The organism is Pantoea sp. 1.19 (assembly GCF_001922585.1).
GTDB lineage: Bacteria > Pseudomonadota > Gammaproteobacteria > Enterobacterales > Enterobacteriaceae > 1-19.
The window spans coordinates 24309-39654 of record NZ_MRBS01000008.1 but is presented as its reverse complement, the minus strand read 5'-3'; the positions used below and the strand labels follow the sequence as shown (position 1 = coordinate 39654).

The window sequence follows — 15346 nt, the reverse complement described above, 5'->3', positions numbered from 1 at the left end:
TTCCGCTTAACGCTTGCGCTGCTGACTCTTCACCGGAATATGCCGGGTAAGCGCCGGCTGCACGCCGCGCGGCGCGCGTGATGTCTGCCGCGCCTCATCGGCGCTGGCCGGCGGAATCAAACAGCCTTTCGCGTTGCCAATCAGGTGCTTTTTGCCCATTGCCACCAGCGCTTCGCGGATCAGCGGCCAGTTTTTGGGATCGTGATAACGCAGCAGCGCCTTATGCAGGCGGCGCTGACGTTCACCCTTCGGGATCGTCACCTCTTCCGTTTTATAGTTCACCCGATTGAGCGGGTTCTTACCGCTGTGGTACATGGTGGTGGCATTGGCCATCGGCGAAGGATAGAAGTTCTGTACCTGGTCGAGGCGGAAACGGTTCTCTTTCAGCCACAGCGCCAGGTTCAGCATATCCTCATCGGTTGTACCGGGGTGCGAGGCGATAAAATAGGGGATCAGGTATTGCTCTTTCCCGGCCTCTTTCGAATAGTGGTCAAACAGCGTTTTAAAGCGGTGATAGCTGCCCATCCCCGGCTTCATCATCTTCGACAGCGGGCCTTCTTCGGTGTGCTCCGGCGCTATCTTCAGGTAGCCGCCCACGTGGTGACTGGCCAGCTCCTTGATATAGCGCGGATCCTCCACCGCCAAATCGTAGCGCACCCCGGAGGCGATCAGGATCTTTTTGATCCCCTTGATACTGCGGGTACGGCGATAGAGATCGATGGTTGGCTGATGATTGGTATCCAGATGCGGACAGATAGCCGGCCAGACGCAGGAGGCCCGCCGGCAGGTCTGCTCGGCGCGCGGGGTTTTACAGCGCAGCATATACATGTTGGCGGTCGGCCCACCGATGTCCGAGATCACCCCGGTAAAGCCCGGCACTTTGTCGCGGATCTCTTCGATTTCCGCCACGATCGACTCTTGCGAGCGGCTCTGGATGATCCGCCCTTCGTGTTCGGTTATCGAACAGAAGCTGCAGCCGCCGAAGCAGCCGCGCATGATATTCACCGAGAAGCGGATCATGTCGTAAGCCGGAATTTTGCTGCTGCCGTAGCTGGGGTGCGGCACGCGGGCAAACGGCAGCGCATAGACGCTGTCCATCTCCGGAGTGGTCAGCGGGATCGCCGGTGGGTTGAGCCACAGATAGCGATCGCCGTGTTTCTGCATCAGCGCGCGGGCGCAGCCCGGGTTAGTTTCGTGGTGAACGATGCGCGAGGCGTGGGCGTACAGGATTTTGTCGTTCTTCACCTTCTCATACGACGGCAGCAGCACGTAGGTTTTTTCCCAGGGTTTCGGCTTTGGCATCTGAACCACAATCGGCTTCGCCGCGTCGTCAGCAGGCGCCGGTGCGCTGGTGGCGCAGGGTAAATCCTCGCCGTAGGGGTTGGGGATCGGATCGATGCGGCCCGGCTTATCCAGTCGGGTAGAATCCACGCCCTGCCAGCCGGGACGCGCGGTTTTCAGCATCATCGCCGTGTTACGCACATCGGTAATGCTGCCAATCGGTTCGCCGGCCGCCAGCCGGTGGGCCACCTCAACCAGCGGACGCTCACCGTTGCCGAACACCAGCAGATCGGCTTTGCTGTCCACCAGAATGGAACGGCGAACGGTATCCGACCAGTAGTCGTAGTGCGCGGTGCGACGCAGGCTGGCCTCAATGCCGCCAATGATCACCGGCACATCGCGCCAGGCCTCTTTACAGCGCTGGGTATAGACCAGCGTGGCGCGATCCGGGCGCTTGTCCGGGGCGTTGTCCGGCGTATAGGCATCATCATGCCGGCGTTTACGGTCGGCAGTGTAGCGATTAATCATCGAATCCATGTTACCGGCGGTGATGCCGAAAAACAGGTTCGGCTTGCCGAGGCGCATAAAGTCAGCCTTACTGCTCCAGTCCGGCTGGGCAATGATTCCGACGCGGAAGCCCTGCGCTTCCAGCATCCGGCCAATGATCGCCATACCAAAACTCGGGTGGTCCACGTAAGCATCGCCGCTGACGATAATGATGTCGCAGCTGTCCCAGCCGAGGGTATCCATTTCCTCTCGCGTCATGGGTAAAAAGGGCGCGGGGCCATAGCAGGCGGCCCAGTATGGCGGCCAGGAAAAGAGTTCACGATCCGGTTGGATCAGGCTGGTGCTGCTCATAGTGATGTTCCGGCGAAAAAAGGAGCGGCATTATAGGGGGTATTGCGCCATTGCACTACGGAAATTCACCGCTGCCCCCTCCTCCCCTCATCGCGAAAACGCCTTCATCGCCGGTCCTGTCTGGCCATCACGCCTCTTCCGATGATGATCCGCCGGTTCCGACTGACCCTGCTGGCCCCCGGGCGGTATTGACGCCCTTTTTGCCCTGATGGGTGCTCCGCTGCGCTGCGAGGATAACAGCAGCGCCAGCAGATGGGCATCGTCAGTTTTCACGCCCCCGCACGGGGGGAAATTGCGCCAATCGATTTCACCGGACTGACGATCTTCGGTGAAGGGAGAGAAGTTAACACGCAGGGTAAGGCGCGCCGCCGCATCGGGCGAAAGCAGCGTCAGGCCGTTGGCGGCAGAACGTACAAAATTATCAGGCGGGCCCGGCACTGAACTCGATGGCGGACTCAGCGGCCTGCCCGGCGCGTATCCGCCAGATGCACAGAAAAGTCAGACCCGCCGCAGCGAGCCGGGCTGATGGCACCCGACGCCGCCGCGGTGCGCTACGCCATAAGAGCATCAGCGCCCTCCTTTCTCCCCGGAGGAGAGCGGGCTACCGGCCCGGAGAGCCCGCAGAACGCAGCGGCTAATCCGCGTCTGCGGGGAACAATGTCCGGTGGACGTGCGCGCAGGCCGTCAGCTTAAACCGCTGCCCGGCGGCTCATTGACGCCGCGAGATGACACTCAGTCAGGTTACGGAAACGTTGACCCGGGGGGCGTTGAACACAATGATGCAGGCAGGCGTGCCTGAAAGCGTGCGTGTTGCCTGAAAACAGGTCCGGCTGACGGGCACGTTTGCCCGGGATCTTATTTATTCACCACCGCCTGCGTGAGGGGAAACCCCGGCTTTGCCACGTGACGTTCCGCACCGCTGGATAATGCACAGCTAAAGCCGGCAACGTAGCACGTGTTCGGCTTAATCACCATCGCGTCAGATGTGCTCAACGCGCGTCACGGCTCCAAAAAGGCGGGCAGCGACGCTGCGCATCGGCCCGCTAGCCGCTCAGGGCCGGCTGGACCAGCAGCTGTCCGGCAGTACCGCGATCGGCCATCTCCAGCATCTGGCTGTAGTAGACGAAAGGAAAATGCTCCGAGGAGGGCTGCGTGAAGGAGACCAGCAGTTCGACCTCGCCGTCGACCCAGACGGTGTCTTTCCAGCCGCGATCCTCCGGCGCCGGCGGCGCGCCGTTGACGCTTTTGACCAGGAACATGACACCCTGCAGATGCATCGCCTGCGGTGTATCGCTGTGGAACACCCAGCGCTCAAAGCTGCCCTGCTGGCTTTGCACATCGATGCGGGTCATGTCCCAGAGTGCCCCATTGATCCCCGGCAGGCTGTCGCCAAGCCGGAATTCGCGGGTGCGGCTGACCGCGCCATCCAGAATTTGATCGGAGAGCAGCCGCATCGGCAGATTATCAGTAACCAGCGGCAGCAGCCCGGTCGGCCGCAGGGTCAGTACGGTGGGGTTTATCAGGATGCTGGAGGGCTCAAACAGCCCGCGCAGCCGATCCATCACGCTGGCCCCTTCGCCGGCGGTGATGCTGACTTCATTTCCCTCGGTCATGTCCACCAGAATTTCCCGCCGCTCTCCCGGGGCCAGCGCCAGCTGCTTTACCGCCACCGGCGCAGGCAGGAAGCCCTGATCGCTGGCAATCACGTTAAACGAGCGCCCATCGCTCATGCTCAGCAGAAAACGCCGGGCGTTGGAGGCGTTAAGCAGCCGCAGTCGCACCCAGCCGCGTGAGACTTCAACAAACGGGCTCTGTACACCGTTTACCAGCAGCGTATCGCCGGTGAAGCCGCCGTTGGAGGGGGCCTGATAGACCGGGGCGCCAAAACTGTCCAGCCGCTTGTCCTGCAGAATGATTGGAAAATCGTCAACGCCGTAGTGGCTGGGAATCGGCAGATTTTTGCTGACCGCGTCTTCCACCAGCCACATGCCCGCCAGGCCATTGTAGACGTGCGGCGCCATCCGGTTAGGGGTATTGGCATGATACCAGCAGGTGGCGGCCGGCTGGCGGATCGGCATCACCGGCGACCAGTCGACGCCCGGCGACATCATCCGCGGCGCCCCGCCCATCAGTGCGCCCGGCACCTGCAGCCCGCTGATGGTCATCGCTACCGGTTCGCTAAGGCGATTGCTGTAAATCAGCTTGACGTCATCGCCGCTCCAGACGCGCACCGTTGGGCCGAGGTAGAGGCCGTTGATCCCCCACGCCGGCGCTTTGCCACCGCCACTGAAGGCCCAGTGGCAGCGTTGCAGCGTGAGAAACAGGGGCTGACCGCGGCGGGACTCCAGCAGCGGCGGAACCGGCAGCGCAATTTCACCTTCGGCCGCCGCCGCGCGGCGCGGCAGCGACGACGCGCAGATCGCCGCGCCGGAAAGCTGAAGAAAATGACGTCGACTGAAGGACATAGACTCTCCGTACCCGTGTCTGCGCTGGGGTCAGCCGCGCAGGTCCTTTTTAGTAATGCGCCCGCAGGACGGACAGTTAGCGTCCGGTGCGCGCTTCGCGCTCGGCCACTTCGGCGTTTAACGCCTCCAGTCGGGCCTGCATCAGCGCGCGACAGTGCGTGGCCAGCTTGCGCACCGACTCTTTTTCAAACGCCGAGACGTCGACCGGCGGCAGCATCTCCACAATCACCAGCCCGTTGTCCCAACGGTTGAGCTTGATTTTATTGTGGGTGTTAGAGACCACCACCGGAATAATCGGTACGTTGGCGGCTACCGCGGCGTGAAACGCGCCCGTTTTAAACGGTAGCAGACCGCGGCCGCGGCTGCGCGTACCTTCCGGAAACATCCAGAACGAAATCTGTTTTTTGTTAAATTGCGCAATCACTTCGCCGATGGTGCCGTGGGCTTTGGCGCGATTATCGCGATCGATCAGCAGATTGCCGGTGAGCCAGTAGAGCTGGCCAAAGAACGGGATCCACAGCAGGCTTTTCTTACCGATGGTCACCGTATTCGGCTGTACGACGTTTGCCGCGGTGATCATGTCGTAGTTATTCTGGTGATTGGCAATATAGATGGCGTTGCCATACTGCGCCGCATCCGCCGGGCGGCGAATCTCAACTTGCAGGCCAAACACGCGGTGCAGGCGGCCAAACAGTCGGCCAAACAGCGCCACGTGCCGGGGATTACGCGGCGAAAACAGGCACCAGATGCTGCCCAATACGCACACCAGAATGGAATAGATAACCACATAAATAACGCGAAAAATTGCCAGCATTACTACCTCATTAAATTCTGACCCGCCAGCGATGACGCGTCGATGCGCGCCGGACGCAGTGCGGGCGGTCAGCCGCGGCGGACTCACCGCCCGGCCATTCAGGCGTCGCTGTCGCTTACCGCCGGGCGTTCAGGCGTCTCGACATCGACGCGATCGATCCGCTGCAGGCCGCGCGGCAGCAGCGTACCGCGGCGCCCGCGTTCAGCGCGGAATTTTTGCAGCTCTTCCGGACGCATCTGCAGTTTGCGCTTGCCGACGTGCAGGGTGATGCGGCTCTGCGGCGAGAGCAGCAGCAGCCACGCCAGTTTATCTTCTCCGCTGGCCGCCTGCACCGACGGGATAGAGATAATCTTGTTGCCTTTGCCTTTGGCCAGCTGGGGCAGATCCCCTACCGGGAATACCAGCATCCGACCGGCGGCGGTAATCGCCAGCAGCAGATCGTCCGCGTGCTGTACCGCCAGCGGGGGCATCACCTGGGCCTGTGCCGGGAGCGTCAGCAGCGCCTTGCCGGCGCGATTGCGCGCCACCAGGTCGCTGAAGGTGCAGACAAACCCATAGCCGGCGTCGGAGGCCATCAGCAGCTTCTGGTCATCATTCTCCATCAGCAGGTGCTGCACGGTGGCGCCGGCGGGCAGCGTGACTTTACCGGTGACCGGTTCGCCCTGGCCGCGCGCCGACGGCAGCGAAACCGGATCGATGGCATAGCTCCGCCCGCTGCTGTCGAGGAACACCACCGGCTGATTACTCTTCCCGCGCGCGGCGGCAAGGAAACTGTCGCCCGCTTTGTAGCTTAGTCCGCTGGGGTCAATATCGTGCCCCTTGGCGCTGCGCACCCAGCCCATTTGCGACAGCACAATGGTCACCGGCTCGGAGGGCACCAGATCGGTTTCGCTGATCGCTTTGGCTTCATCACGCTCGCGCAGCGGTGAGCGCCGCGCGTCACCGTAGGCCTCAGCGTCGGCCTGCAGCTCTTTTTTCAGCAGGGTATTCATTTTACGCTCGGAGGCCAGCAGCCCCTGTAACCGATCGCGCTCGCTTTCCAGCTCGCTTTGCTCACCGCGAATTTTCATCTCTTCCAGTTTGGCGAGATGGCGCAGCTTCAGCTCCAGAATCGCTTCGGCCTGCGTTTCGCTGATACCGAACCGCGACATCAGCATCGGCTTCGGTTCATCCTCGCTGCGGATTATCTCAATCACCTCATCAATATTGAGGAACGCGACCAGCAGGCCTTCGAGAATGTGCAGCCGCTTCAGTACCTTCTCAAGGCGGAAATTCAGGCGGCGGCGCACCGTTTCGCGCCGAAACACCAGCCACTCGGAGAGGATTTCCAGCAGATTTTTTACCGCCGGGCGGTTATCCAGGCCGATCATGTTGAGGTTGATGCGATAGCTCTTTTCCAGATCGGTGGTGGCGAACAGGTGGTTCATCACCTGATTCATATCCACGCGGTTGGAGCGCGGCACGATAACCAGCCGGGTCGGGTTTTCGTGATCCGACTCGTCGCGCAGATCCTCCACCATCGGCAATTTTTTATTGCGCATCTGGCTGGCGATCTGCTCCAGCACCCGGGCGCCGGAAACCTGGTGCGGTAGCGCGGTGATCACCACATCGCCCTCTTCCTGCGTCCACACCGCACGCTGGCGCACCGAGCCGCGGCCGGTCTGGTAAATTTTACGGATATCGTCACGCGGCGTGATGATTTCCGCTTCGGTTGGGTAGTCCGGCCCCTGCACGATCTCCAGCAGCGCGTCCAGCGTGGCTTTCGGATTATCGATTAGCTCAACGACCGCGCGGGTCACCTCGCGCAGGTTGTGCGGTGGGATATCGGTGGCCATCCCAACCGCGATACCGGTGGTGCCGTTAAGCAAAATGTTTGGCAGCCGCGCCGGCAGCATCTTCGGCTCATCCAGGGTGCCGTCAAAGTTCGGCACAAAGTCCACCGTGCCCTGCCCCAGCTCGGCCAGCAGCACCTCGGCGTACTTCGACAGGCGCGATTCGGTGTAGCGCATGGCGGCAAACGACTTCGGATCGTCCGGCGCCCCCCAGTTCCCCTGGCCATCCACCAGCGGATAGCGATACGAGAACGGCTGCGCCATCAGCACCATCGCTTCGTAGCAGGCGCTGTCGCCGTGCGGATGGTATTTACCCAGCACGTCACCCACCGTACGGGCGGATTTTTTGAATTTTGCGCTGGCATTCAGGCCCAGCTCGGACATGGCATAAACGATGCGGCGCTGGACCGGTTTCAGACCATCGCCAATGGCCGGCAGCGCGCGATCCATAATGACGTACATGGAGTAGTCCAGGTACGCCTTTTCGGTAAATTTGTGCAGGGCAAGACGCTCTGCGCCGTCCTGCGTCAGATCACTCATGGCTTATCCTTTCTGCGTCGCGATTGTCATCAACCGCACTGCGGCATAGTTGGCGTGGATAGTACCTTTTTACCCGCCAATTCGCCAGAATGACGCTCGGGGAATGCCGCGCCGTGCGCCTCGTCTAGCGCGCCAGCCAGTGGCCTACCACCTGCGGATACTCACCGGTCGCCTTGCTGAGGTGGATCCACTGATCGAGGTACGCTTTCCAGCTGGCATCATCACGCGGCAGCATGTATGCCTTTTCACCGTACTGCAACGGCCGCTGCGGAGCCAGCGCGCACAGCGACGGGAAGCGTTTGGCCTGATACTGCGCTTCGGAGGCATCGGTTATCATCACGTCGGCGCGGCCGTCTGCCAGCACCTGAAAGATGGTGACGTTATCGTGAAACAGCGTCAGGTGCGCCCGCGGCAGATGCTGGCGGACAAACGCCTCATTGGTGCCGCCCGCCGGCTCAATCAGCCGCACCTCAGGGCGATTAAGCTGTTCTACCGTCCGGTATTTCGCGCTCTCCTCGCAGCGTACCAGCGGGATTTTGCCATCAGTGTCCAGCGGAGTGGCAAACCAGGCGCGCTGCTGACGCGGCAGCGTGACGGAAATGCCGCCGACGGCAATATCACACTGCCGGGCCTCGAAGTCGGCCATCAGGGTTTTCCAGCTGGTCTGAACCCAGCGCACCTCGGCCCCCAGCGTCGCGGCGAGCCGGGTCATCATTTCCGCATCAATGCCTTCCCAGCGGCCGTCGGGACGCAGGTAGGTGTAGGGCTTATAGTCGCCCGTGGCGCAGACCTTAAGGGTTTTGCTGGCCAGTACGCTGTCCAGATGCGAGGCCGCCTGTGCCCCTGTCGACAGCAGGGCCAGGATCACAAAAAGGCATTTATTCATCGTTCTCTCCGCGTTTTTATCGCGCTACTGTAGCGGTGTTTGCCGGATTATTGCTCGTTAAGCAAAAGTATTGTGACAAAGTGCACATTTATCTGCCGCCCGCGCCCGCGTAAGCTCACCGCCGATTGATTAACGGGAGATCCCATGAGCCAGATTCTTATTCTTGATGCCGGAAAAACCTTTGCCCATTCGAAAGGCGAGTTGAACCACACCCTGACCGATGTCGCCGCCGGTCAGCTGCGCGATCTTGGCCACCAGGTATCGGTGACCGTGGTGGATGACGGCTACGTCGTGGCCGATGAGGTGCAGAAATATCTCGCCAGCGACGTGGTGATTTATCAGATGCCGGGCTGGTGGATGGGCGCGCCGTGGACGCTGAAAAAGTACATGGATGAAGTGTTTACCGAGGGCCACGGCGTGCTGTACGCCAGCGACGGGCGCAGCCGCGCCGACGCCAGCAAAAAATATGGCTCCGGCGGACTGCTGCAGGGCAAACGTTACCTGCTGTCGCTGACCTGGAATGCGCCGCTGGAGGCTTTTACCGATGCCGATCAGTTTTTTGACGGCGTTGGCGTCGATGGCCTCTACCTGCACTTCCACAAGGCTAATCAGTTCCTCGGAATGCAGCCGCTGCCGACCTTTATTTGCAACGATGTGATTAAGCAGCCGGACGTGCCGCGCGACATTGCCCGCTATCGCGATCATCTGCAGGCGATTTTTGCCTAAGCTTAAAGTCCATCCGCCAGGAAAGAGAACATCATGCTGACCGTGATTGCTGAAATCTGCGTAAAACCGGGCCGCCGCCGCCACGTTGAGGCGGCGATCGCCGCCCTGACCCCAACGGTGCTGGCAGAGGCCGGCTGCGGCAAATACCAGAGGCTGCTGGATATCAAAGCGCAGGTGCCGTGGAAACAGCACTCTCCCGACTCGATTTTTATGCTCGAGCACTGGGCCTCGCTGCGCGATCTGGAGCAGCATCAGCAGGCGCCGCACATGGAGGCGCACCGCGCGGCCATCAAAGACGACATCGCCGACGTGAAGATTTTCGTACTGGAAGCCGCCGGTTAGCGCGGCTCCAGCCAGGGCTTGTCCGCCAGCTGCTCGCTCAGGAAGTCGAGAAAACAGGTGATGCGCGCCGACAGCGTGCTGTTTCGGTAGTAGACCGCATGAATCGGCTGAAACAGCGCGCGGGTCTCATCGGTGAGGATCGGGACCAGCCGACCGGCGCGGACATCGTCGTGAGTGAGAAAATCGGACAGGCGCACGATGCCCTGCCCGCCAATTGCCAGCTGACGCAGCGTTTCGCCGCTGGAGGCGCTCAGCGCCGGTACGATCTGCAGCAGGCTACCGTCCTGCTGTCCGATCGGCCAGAGGTTGTGCCGGTCCAGGTGGGAAAAGCCCAGCAGGGTGTGCTGCGCCAGCGCCGCCGCACTCTCCGGCCTGCCGTGCGCCGCCAGATAGTCCGGGCTGGCCAGCAGCCGCAGCCGGCTTTTGCCAAGCTGGCGGGCGCGAATGCTGGAATCCGGCAGGTCGCCCATGCGGATCGCGACGTCGGTTTGCTGCTCCAGCAGGTCGATCACCAGGTCATCGGTGTTGAGTTCCAGCTGAATCAGCGGATAGCGACGGCGAAACGCACCAACCAGCGGAACAATCACGTGCAGCATAAACGGGGTCGCGGCGTTGATCCGCAGGCGCCCGCGCGGGGTTTCGCGGCGGTGGGCGATGTGCTCCTCGGCCTGCTCGACCGAAGCCAGAATACGCCGGGCGTGCTCCAGAAATACCTCCCCCTCGTCGGTGAGCGCCAGCCGTCGGGTCGTGCGGTGCAGCAGGGTGGTGTCCAGCTTGCTCTCCAGCCGGCTGAGCGCACGGCTGATGCCCGATGTGGTCTGGTGGAGCTGCTCGGCGGCAGCGGTAATCGATCCGGTATCGACCACCACCACCCACGCTTTCAGCTCCTCAAGGGTCATTTTCATTCCCCCCGCTCCGCCTCGCGGCGGGCGGCCGCCACCGCCCGCCGGTGACTCATACCTCGAGATCCGCCATATCGCCCTTCTCCTGCAGCCAGTTGCGCCGATCTTCGGAACGCTTCTTCGCCAGCAGCATGTCCATGATCGCCAGCGTCTGCTGTTCGTTGTCATCGTCGAGGGTTAGCTGCACCAGACGGCGGGTATTGGGATCCAGCGTGGTTTCGCGCAGCTGAATGGGGTTCATCTCGCCCAGCCCTTTAAAGCGCTGCACGTTAGGCTTGCCGCGCTTGCGCTTTAGCTGCTCCAGCACGCCCGCTTTTTCCTCTTCGTCCAGCGCGTAGTACACCTCTTTGCCCAAATCGATGCGGTACAGCGGTGGCATCGCGACGTAGACGTGGCCATTCTGCACCAGCCGGCGGAAGTGACGGACAAACAGCGCGCACAGCAGGGTGGCGATGTGCAGGCCATCGGAGTCGGCGTCGGCGAGAATACAGATCTTGCCGTAGCGCAGCTGGCTGATGTCCTCACTGTCCGGATCGATGCCGATCGCTACCGAAATATCATGCACTTCCTGCGAAGCGAGTACCTCATCCGAGGAGACTTCCCAGGTGTTGAGGATCTTCCCCTTCAGCGGCATGATCGCCTGATATTCCCGATCGCGCGCCTGCTTGGCCGATCCGCCCGCCGAGTCCCCCTCGACGAGGAACAGCTCGGTCAGATTCAAATCTTGCGCGGTACAGTCGGCCAGCTTGCCGGGCAGCGCCGGTCCGGAGGTGAGCTTTTTGCGCACCACTTTCTTCGCCGCTCGCAGGCGGCGCTGGGCGCTGGCAATCGCCAGTTCGGCCAGCTGTTCGGCTTCCTGTACGTGTTGATTCAGCCACAGGCTGAACGCGTCTTTCACCACGCCGGACACGAAGGCCGCGCACTGACGCGAGGAGAGACGCTCTTTGGTCTGCCCGGCAAACTGCGGGTCCTGCATCTTAACCGACAGGACGTAGGCACAGCGATCCCAGATATCCTCCGCGGAGAGCTTCACGCCGCGCGGCAGAATGTTGCGGTATTCGCAAAAATCGCGCATCGCATCCAGCAGCCCCTGGCGCAGGCCATTAACGTGGGTGCCGCCCTGCATGGTCGGAATCAGGTTAACGTAGCTTTCCGTCAGCAGCTCGCCGCCTTCGGGCAGCCAGAGTAGCGCCCAGTCTACCGCCTCTACCTCGCCGGCCCAGGCGCCCACAAAAGGCTTTTCCGGCAGGGTGGGCAGGCCATTAACCGCCTCACAGAGGTAATCGGTTAATCCGTCCTGATAACACCAGCGCTGCTCGCTGTTGTTGACCTTGTCTTTGAACAGGATCTCGACGCCGGGGCAGAGTACCGCCTTGGCTTTCAGCAAATGGGTGAGCCGCGAGACCGAAAAGCGCGGGCTGTCAAAGAAGCTGGCGTCCGGCCAGAAGTGTACCCGGGTGCCGGTATTGCGCTTGCCGACCGTGCCGCTAACCGTCAGATCCTGCACCTTTGCGCCGTTTTCAAACGCCATATCGTAAACTTCGCCGTTGCGGCGCACGGTCACTTCCACCCGCGTCGACAGGGCATTAACCACCGAGATCCCCACGCCGTGCAGGCCGCCGGAGAACTGGTAATTTTTATTGGAGAACTTGCCGCCGGCGTGCAGACGGCAGAGGATCAGTTCGACCGCCGGCACCCCTTCTTCCGGGTGGATATCGACCGGCATACCGCGACCGTCATCAATCACTTCCAGAGACTGATCCGCGTGCAGTATCACCTCCACGCGCGACGCGTGGCCGGCCAGCGCTTCATCGATGCTGTTATCAATGACTTCCTGCCCGAGGTGGTTGGGGCGGGTGGTATCGGTGTACATGCCGGGACGGCGGCGTACAGGTTCAAGGCCGCTGAGTACCTCAATGGCATCGGCGTTGTAGCTGGATTGCGTCATCGTCGTAGTCTGATTGTTCGCTGAAACTGTGGGCCACTTCCTGCGGCACTTCAGTCGGGCGTGTGGAGCCCGGTAAAGTCGAGAATCTGCGGAAAGTAGCGTTCGAAGCCGGTAAAGGCGTGGTTGCCGCCCTCTTCTACCGTTTGCCGACAGCTGCTGTAGTAATCCAGCGCCTGGCGATAGTCGAGAACCTCATCCCCGGTCTGTTGCAGCAGCCAGATCAAATCCGGCGACTCCAGCGGGTCAACCTGCATCACCTTTAACTCGTCAATATGGCGAGACTCTAACACATAATGTTGCCCGGTGTATGGGTTCTGGTTGTCGCCGAGGAAGTCGAGCAGCAGCTCAAACGGGCGCACCGCCGGATTGACCACCACGGCCGGCAGGGTGAAGCACTGCGACAGCCAGGTGGCGTAGTAACCGCCCAGCGATGAACCGACGATGGAGAGCGGTTCACCGCTGTGCTCCAGCACCAGCCCCTCCAGCAGTTCGGCCGCGTCGGCCGGCAACGCCGGCAGCTGCGGCACCAGAAAGCGAATCTCCGGGTGGTGGCTCGCCAGCCAGGCACCGAAGGCGCTGGCCTTCGCCGAACGCGGCGAACTGTTGAAACCGTGCAGGTAGAGCAGCGTTGCCATACTCAGTAGCCCTCGGCGTCCATGTCCGGCGTAAAGCGATCGCCATCAAGCCGCGCCACCGAAGTTTGTAGCTCGCCCTGCGGTCCCAGCGTCAGCCAGCGCCAGCCCGGCGCGACGGTATCGATGGTAAAGTTGGTGCAGTGGGGTTTGAACTGCACGCAGGTCGATGGCGTCGCCAGCAGCCGGCGGCCGTGCCAAAGCATGTCTAAATCCTGATGGATATGGCCACAGACCAGGGTTTGCGCCAGCGGATGTTTTTGCAGCACCGCCTCCAGCATATGCGAATTGCGCAGGCTGTGCTGATCCAGCCAGGTACAACCGGAGGGACGCGGGTGGTGGTGTAAAAAGATCAGCGCGTGGCGCTGCGGATAGCGAGCCAGCGCATTATCCAGCCATTCGAGCTGGTAGTCGCTAAGCAGGCCGTGGGGCACGCCGGGCACCTGGCTGTCGAGCAGCAGCATCTGCCACTGCTCGCCAATCAGCAGGTGTTTTTCCTCACGCACGCCGCCGGCGGCGAGCATCGGTACCATGGTCGGCTGATAGTCGTGATTGCCGGGCAGCCAGAAGCAGGGTTTGTTAAGGCGCGAGATGCCCTCAATAAAGTGCTGGTAGGCTTCCGGCGTATGGTCCTGCGCCAAATCGCCGCTGGCGACGATGGCGTCGAACGGCTGTTGCCCGGCCAGCAGCGTATCCAGCACCGCCTCAAAGCTGGCCCAGGTATTGACCCCCAGCAGCGTTTCGTGTTTCCCCGCAAAAAGATGGGTATCCGTCAGTTGTAAAATTCTGAATGTAGACCCATGCGGCACAGGCAGTATCGACAGGCTATCCAATCAACATCCTTAAGGTTTCAGCAATGAGCGGCGCGGTAATACCCTTAACATACCGGCATCATCATCGCACCGTGAGACAAACAATAACGCAACCAGTCGGCCAGAAATTGGTTAATCTGATGTTTTTCATCCCGCTGATGCAGTTTTTTATTCGGGTAATCATAGCGCGCTTTGAAACGTGAGATCTGCTGCGTTGAACACACTTCCGCAACCCTCGCATCGTGATACAGCCGGACCGACATCGCCGGCAGGCTCCAGTAGCTGACCGCCGGCGCCGTCTGACGGATCTCCACCCGCGTCGTATAGCGGGTAGTCTCTTCGATGGTCAACCGGTAGCGCGCGCCGTTCACCTGATAACTGACCGCTTCGCCGGCCTGGTCATTACGCGGTAGCAGCCGACGCAGCTGGGCAAAGTTGGTTTCGCACAGCCGCATCATTTCAGGAAAATCAGGTGTATAACGCTTCATCATGCCGGGTTCCACTCGCTACGTAACGTGTTATGGTGCAGCGCCAGCCATTGCAGTGCAATCACCGTCGCCGCATTGTCGATAATCCCCTCTTCGACCCAGCGGTAAGCCTGTTCGCGGCTCACCACGTGCACCAGGATATCCTCGTGCTCCTCTTCCAGCCCGTGCGTGCCGGAGGCCAGGCTGGCATCCACCTCTCCCACCATCACCGACAGCCGCTCACTGGTGCCGCCGGGGCTGGAAAGATAGCTGATGATCGGTTTGATTCGCCCCACCGTCAAGCCCGCTTCTTCCCGCGTCTCGCGACGGGCGACATCTTCTACCGTCTCCCCCGCCTCGATCATCCCGGCGACCATCTCCAGTAACCACGGCGTCGGACTGGTGTCCAGCGCCGCAATGCGGATCTGTTCGATCAGCACCACGCGGTCGCTACGCGGATCGTACGGCAGCAGCACCGCCGCGTGTCCGCGCTCGAAGATCTCGCGCACCACCTCGCCGCTCATTTCACCATCAAATTTACGGTGGCGAAACCGCCAGCGCGAGAGTGAAAAAAAACCCTGCCACACCGTTTCCCGTGCAATAATTTCTACATCGTTTTTACCCAGACGCACAGGGGATTTTTGGCTGTTGTTCATGGGGGACGCTCCGGAAAAGTTGAGGGTAACGGCATCGATTATGCCCCGTTTAACCCGATGTTATGCGGGTTGAATGAATGTAGTAAATTAAGTCACTATGGCACGTCTAGCCAACTTAATCCGCGCGGGCTTTCTGGTAGAATCGGCGATTATTTTGACCTCAGTTTGCGCGTACATCGCAATTT

The 15346-nt window shown here is 61.1% G+C and carries 13 protein-coding genes; 2 read left to right on the top strand and 11 right to left on the bottom strand.

Going from position 1 to position 15346, the window contains the following annotated elements; all coding sequences use genetic code 11:
- Window positions 1–6: 6 nt before the first annotated feature.
- The 5 genes from BS626_RS14320 to BS626_RS14295 all read right to left on the bottom strand — a co-directional run bounded on the left by BS626_RS14320 (window position 7) and on the right by BS626_RS14295 (window position 8676).
- Window positions 7–2139 carry a YgiQ family radical SAM protein gene (locus BS626_RS14320; RefSeq protein ID WP_075183072.1) on the bottom strand — a complete coding sequence of 711 codons (2133 nt, stop codon included), beginning with the start codon at window positions 2137–2139 and terminating at the stop codon, window positions 7–9.
- Between the two features lie 1043 nt (window positions 2140–3182).
- Window positions 3183–4604 (bottom strand): cell division protein FtsP, encoded by a 1422-nt coding sequence (ftsP, locus tag BS626_RS14310; RefSeq protein WP_075183071.1) that lies wholly within the window; start codon window positions 4602–4604, stop codon window positions 3183–3185.
- 76 nt (window positions 4605–4680) lie between these two features.
- Entirely contained in the window at window positions 4681–5418 is a 738-nt protein-coding gene (locus BS626_RS14305) for a 1-acylglycerol-3-phosphate O-acyltransferase (RefSeq protein WP_075183070.1), read from the bottom strand.
- Window positions 5419–5516: 98 nt separating this feature from the next.
- Window positions 5517–7790 (bottom strand): DNA topoisomerase IV subunit A, encoded by a 2274-nt coding sequence (parC, locus tag BS626_RS14300; RefSeq protein ID WP_075183069.1) that lies wholly within the window; start codon window positions 7788–7790, stop codon window positions 5517–5519.
- A gap of 124 nt (window positions 7791–7914) precedes the next feature.
- Window positions 7915–8676: a transporter substrate-binding domain-containing protein gene (locus BS626_RS14295; RefSeq protein ID WP_075183068.1), complete on the bottom strand. Its 762-nt coding sequence runs from the start codon at window positions 8674–8676 to the stop codon at window positions 7915–7917.
- A 144-nt stretch (window positions 8677–8820) separates the two neighbouring features.
- On the opposite strand from BS626_RS14295, the gene BS626_RS14290 reads away from it, so the two are divergent.
- A complete protein-coding gene (locus tag BS626_RS14290; RefSeq protein ID WP_075183067.1) occupies window positions 8821–9402 on the top strand; it encodes an NAD(P)H-dependent oxidoreductase in 582 nt (193 codons plus the stop codon).
- A 33-nt stretch (window positions 9403–9435) separates the two neighbouring features.
- Entirely contained in the window at window positions 9436–9744 is a 309-nt protein-coding gene (locus BS626_RS14285) for a putative quinol monooxygenase (protein WP_075183066.1), read from the top strand.
- Here BS626_RS14285 and BS626_RS14280 read toward each other — a convergent pair.
- The 6 genes from BS626_RS14280 to nudF are packed head-to-tail and all read right to left on the bottom strand — an operon-like array spanning window position 9741 to window position 15161.
- Entirely contained in the window at window positions 9741–10649 is a 909-nt protein-coding gene (locus BS626_RS14280; protein ID WP_075183065.1) for a LysR substrate-binding domain-containing protein, read from the bottom strand. The genes BS626_RS14285 and BS626_RS14280 overlap by 4 nt on opposite strands.
- 49 nt (window positions 10650–10698) lie before the next feature.
- Entirely contained in the window at window positions 10699–12594 is a 1896-nt protein-coding gene (gene parE, locus BS626_RS14275) for a DNA topoisomerase IV subunit B (RefSeq protein ID WP_075183064.1), read from the bottom strand.
- Window positions 12595–12644: 50 nt separating this feature from the next.
- Window positions 12645–13229, bottom strand: a complete 585-nt coding sequence (gene yqiA, locus BS626_RS14270) for an esterase YqiA (RefSeq protein WP_075183063.1) — start codon at window positions 13227–13229, stop codon at window positions 12645–12647.
- Window positions 13230–13231: 2 nt separating this feature from the next.
- A complete protein-coding gene (gene cpdA, locus BS626_RS14265; RefSeq protein ID WP_075183062.1) occupies window positions 13232–14059 on the bottom strand; it encodes a 3',5'-cyclic-AMP phosphodiesterase in 828 nt (275 codons plus the stop codon).
- Between the two features lie 44 nt (window positions 14060–14103).
- Complete coding sequence (locus BS626_RS14260) at window positions 14104–14529, bottom strand: DUF1249 family protein (RefSeq protein ID WP_075183061.1); 426 nt, start codon at window positions 14527–14529, stop codon at window positions 14104–14106.
- A complete protein-coding gene (gene nudF, locus BS626_RS14255) occupies window positions 14526–15161 on the bottom strand; it encodes an ADP-ribose diphosphatase (RefSeq protein ID WP_075183060.1) in 636 nt (211 codons plus the stop codon). Before nudF ends, BS626_RS14260 begins: the two co-directional genes overlap by 4 nt.
- Window positions 15162–15346: the final 185 nt, after the last annotated feature.

Excerpts from the sequence above, each read along its gene's own strand:
- BS626_RS14320 (WP_075183072.1), bottom strand. The coding sequence starts at position 2,139 with ATGAGCAGCACCAGCCTGATCCAACCGGATCGTGAACTCTTTTCCTGG.
- ftsP (WP_075183071.1), bottom strand. The coding sequence starts at position 4,604 with ATGTCCTTCAGTCGACGTCATTTTCTTCAGCTTTCCGGCGCGGCGATC.
- BS626_RS14305 (WP_075183070.1), bottom strand. The coding sequence starts at position 5,418 with ATGCTGGCAATTTTTCGCGTTATTTATGTGGTTATCTATTCCATTCTG.
- parC (WP_075183069.1), bottom strand. The coding sequence starts at position 7,790 with ATGAGTGATCTGACGCAGGACGGCGCAGAGCGTCTTGCCCTGCACAAA.
- BS626_RS14295 (WP_075183068.1), bottom strand. The coding sequence starts at position 8,676 with ATGAATAAATGCCTTTTTGTGATCCTGGCCCTGCTGTCGACAGGGGCA.
- BS626_RS14290 (WP_075183067.1), top strand. The coding sequence starts at position 8,821 with ATGAGCCAGATTCTTATTCTTGATGCCGGAAAAACCTTTGCCCATTCG.
- BS626_RS14285 (WP_075183066.1), top strand. The coding sequence starts at position 9,436 with ATGCTGACCGTGATTGCTGAAATCTGCGTAAAACCGGGCCGCCGCCGC.
- BS626_RS14280 (WP_075183065.1), bottom strand. The coding sequence starts at position 10,649 with ATGAAAATGACCCTTGAGGAGCTGAAAGCGTGGGTGGTGGTGGTCGAT.
- parE (WP_075183064.1), bottom strand. The coding sequence starts at position 12,594 with ATGACGCAATCCAGCTACAACGCCGATGCCATTGAGGTACTCAGCGGC.
- yqiA (WP_075183063.1), bottom strand. The coding sequence starts at position 13,229 with ATGGCAACGCTGCTCTACCTGCACGGTTTCAACAGTTCGCCGCGTTCG.
- BS626_RS14260 (WP_075183061.1), bottom strand. The coding sequence starts at position 14,529 with ATGATGAAGCGTTATACACCTGATTTTCCTGAAATGATGCGGCTGTGC.
- nudF (WP_075183060.1), bottom strand. The coding sequence starts at position 15,161 with ATGAACAACAGCCAAAAATCCCCTGTGCGTCTGGGTAAAAACGATGTA.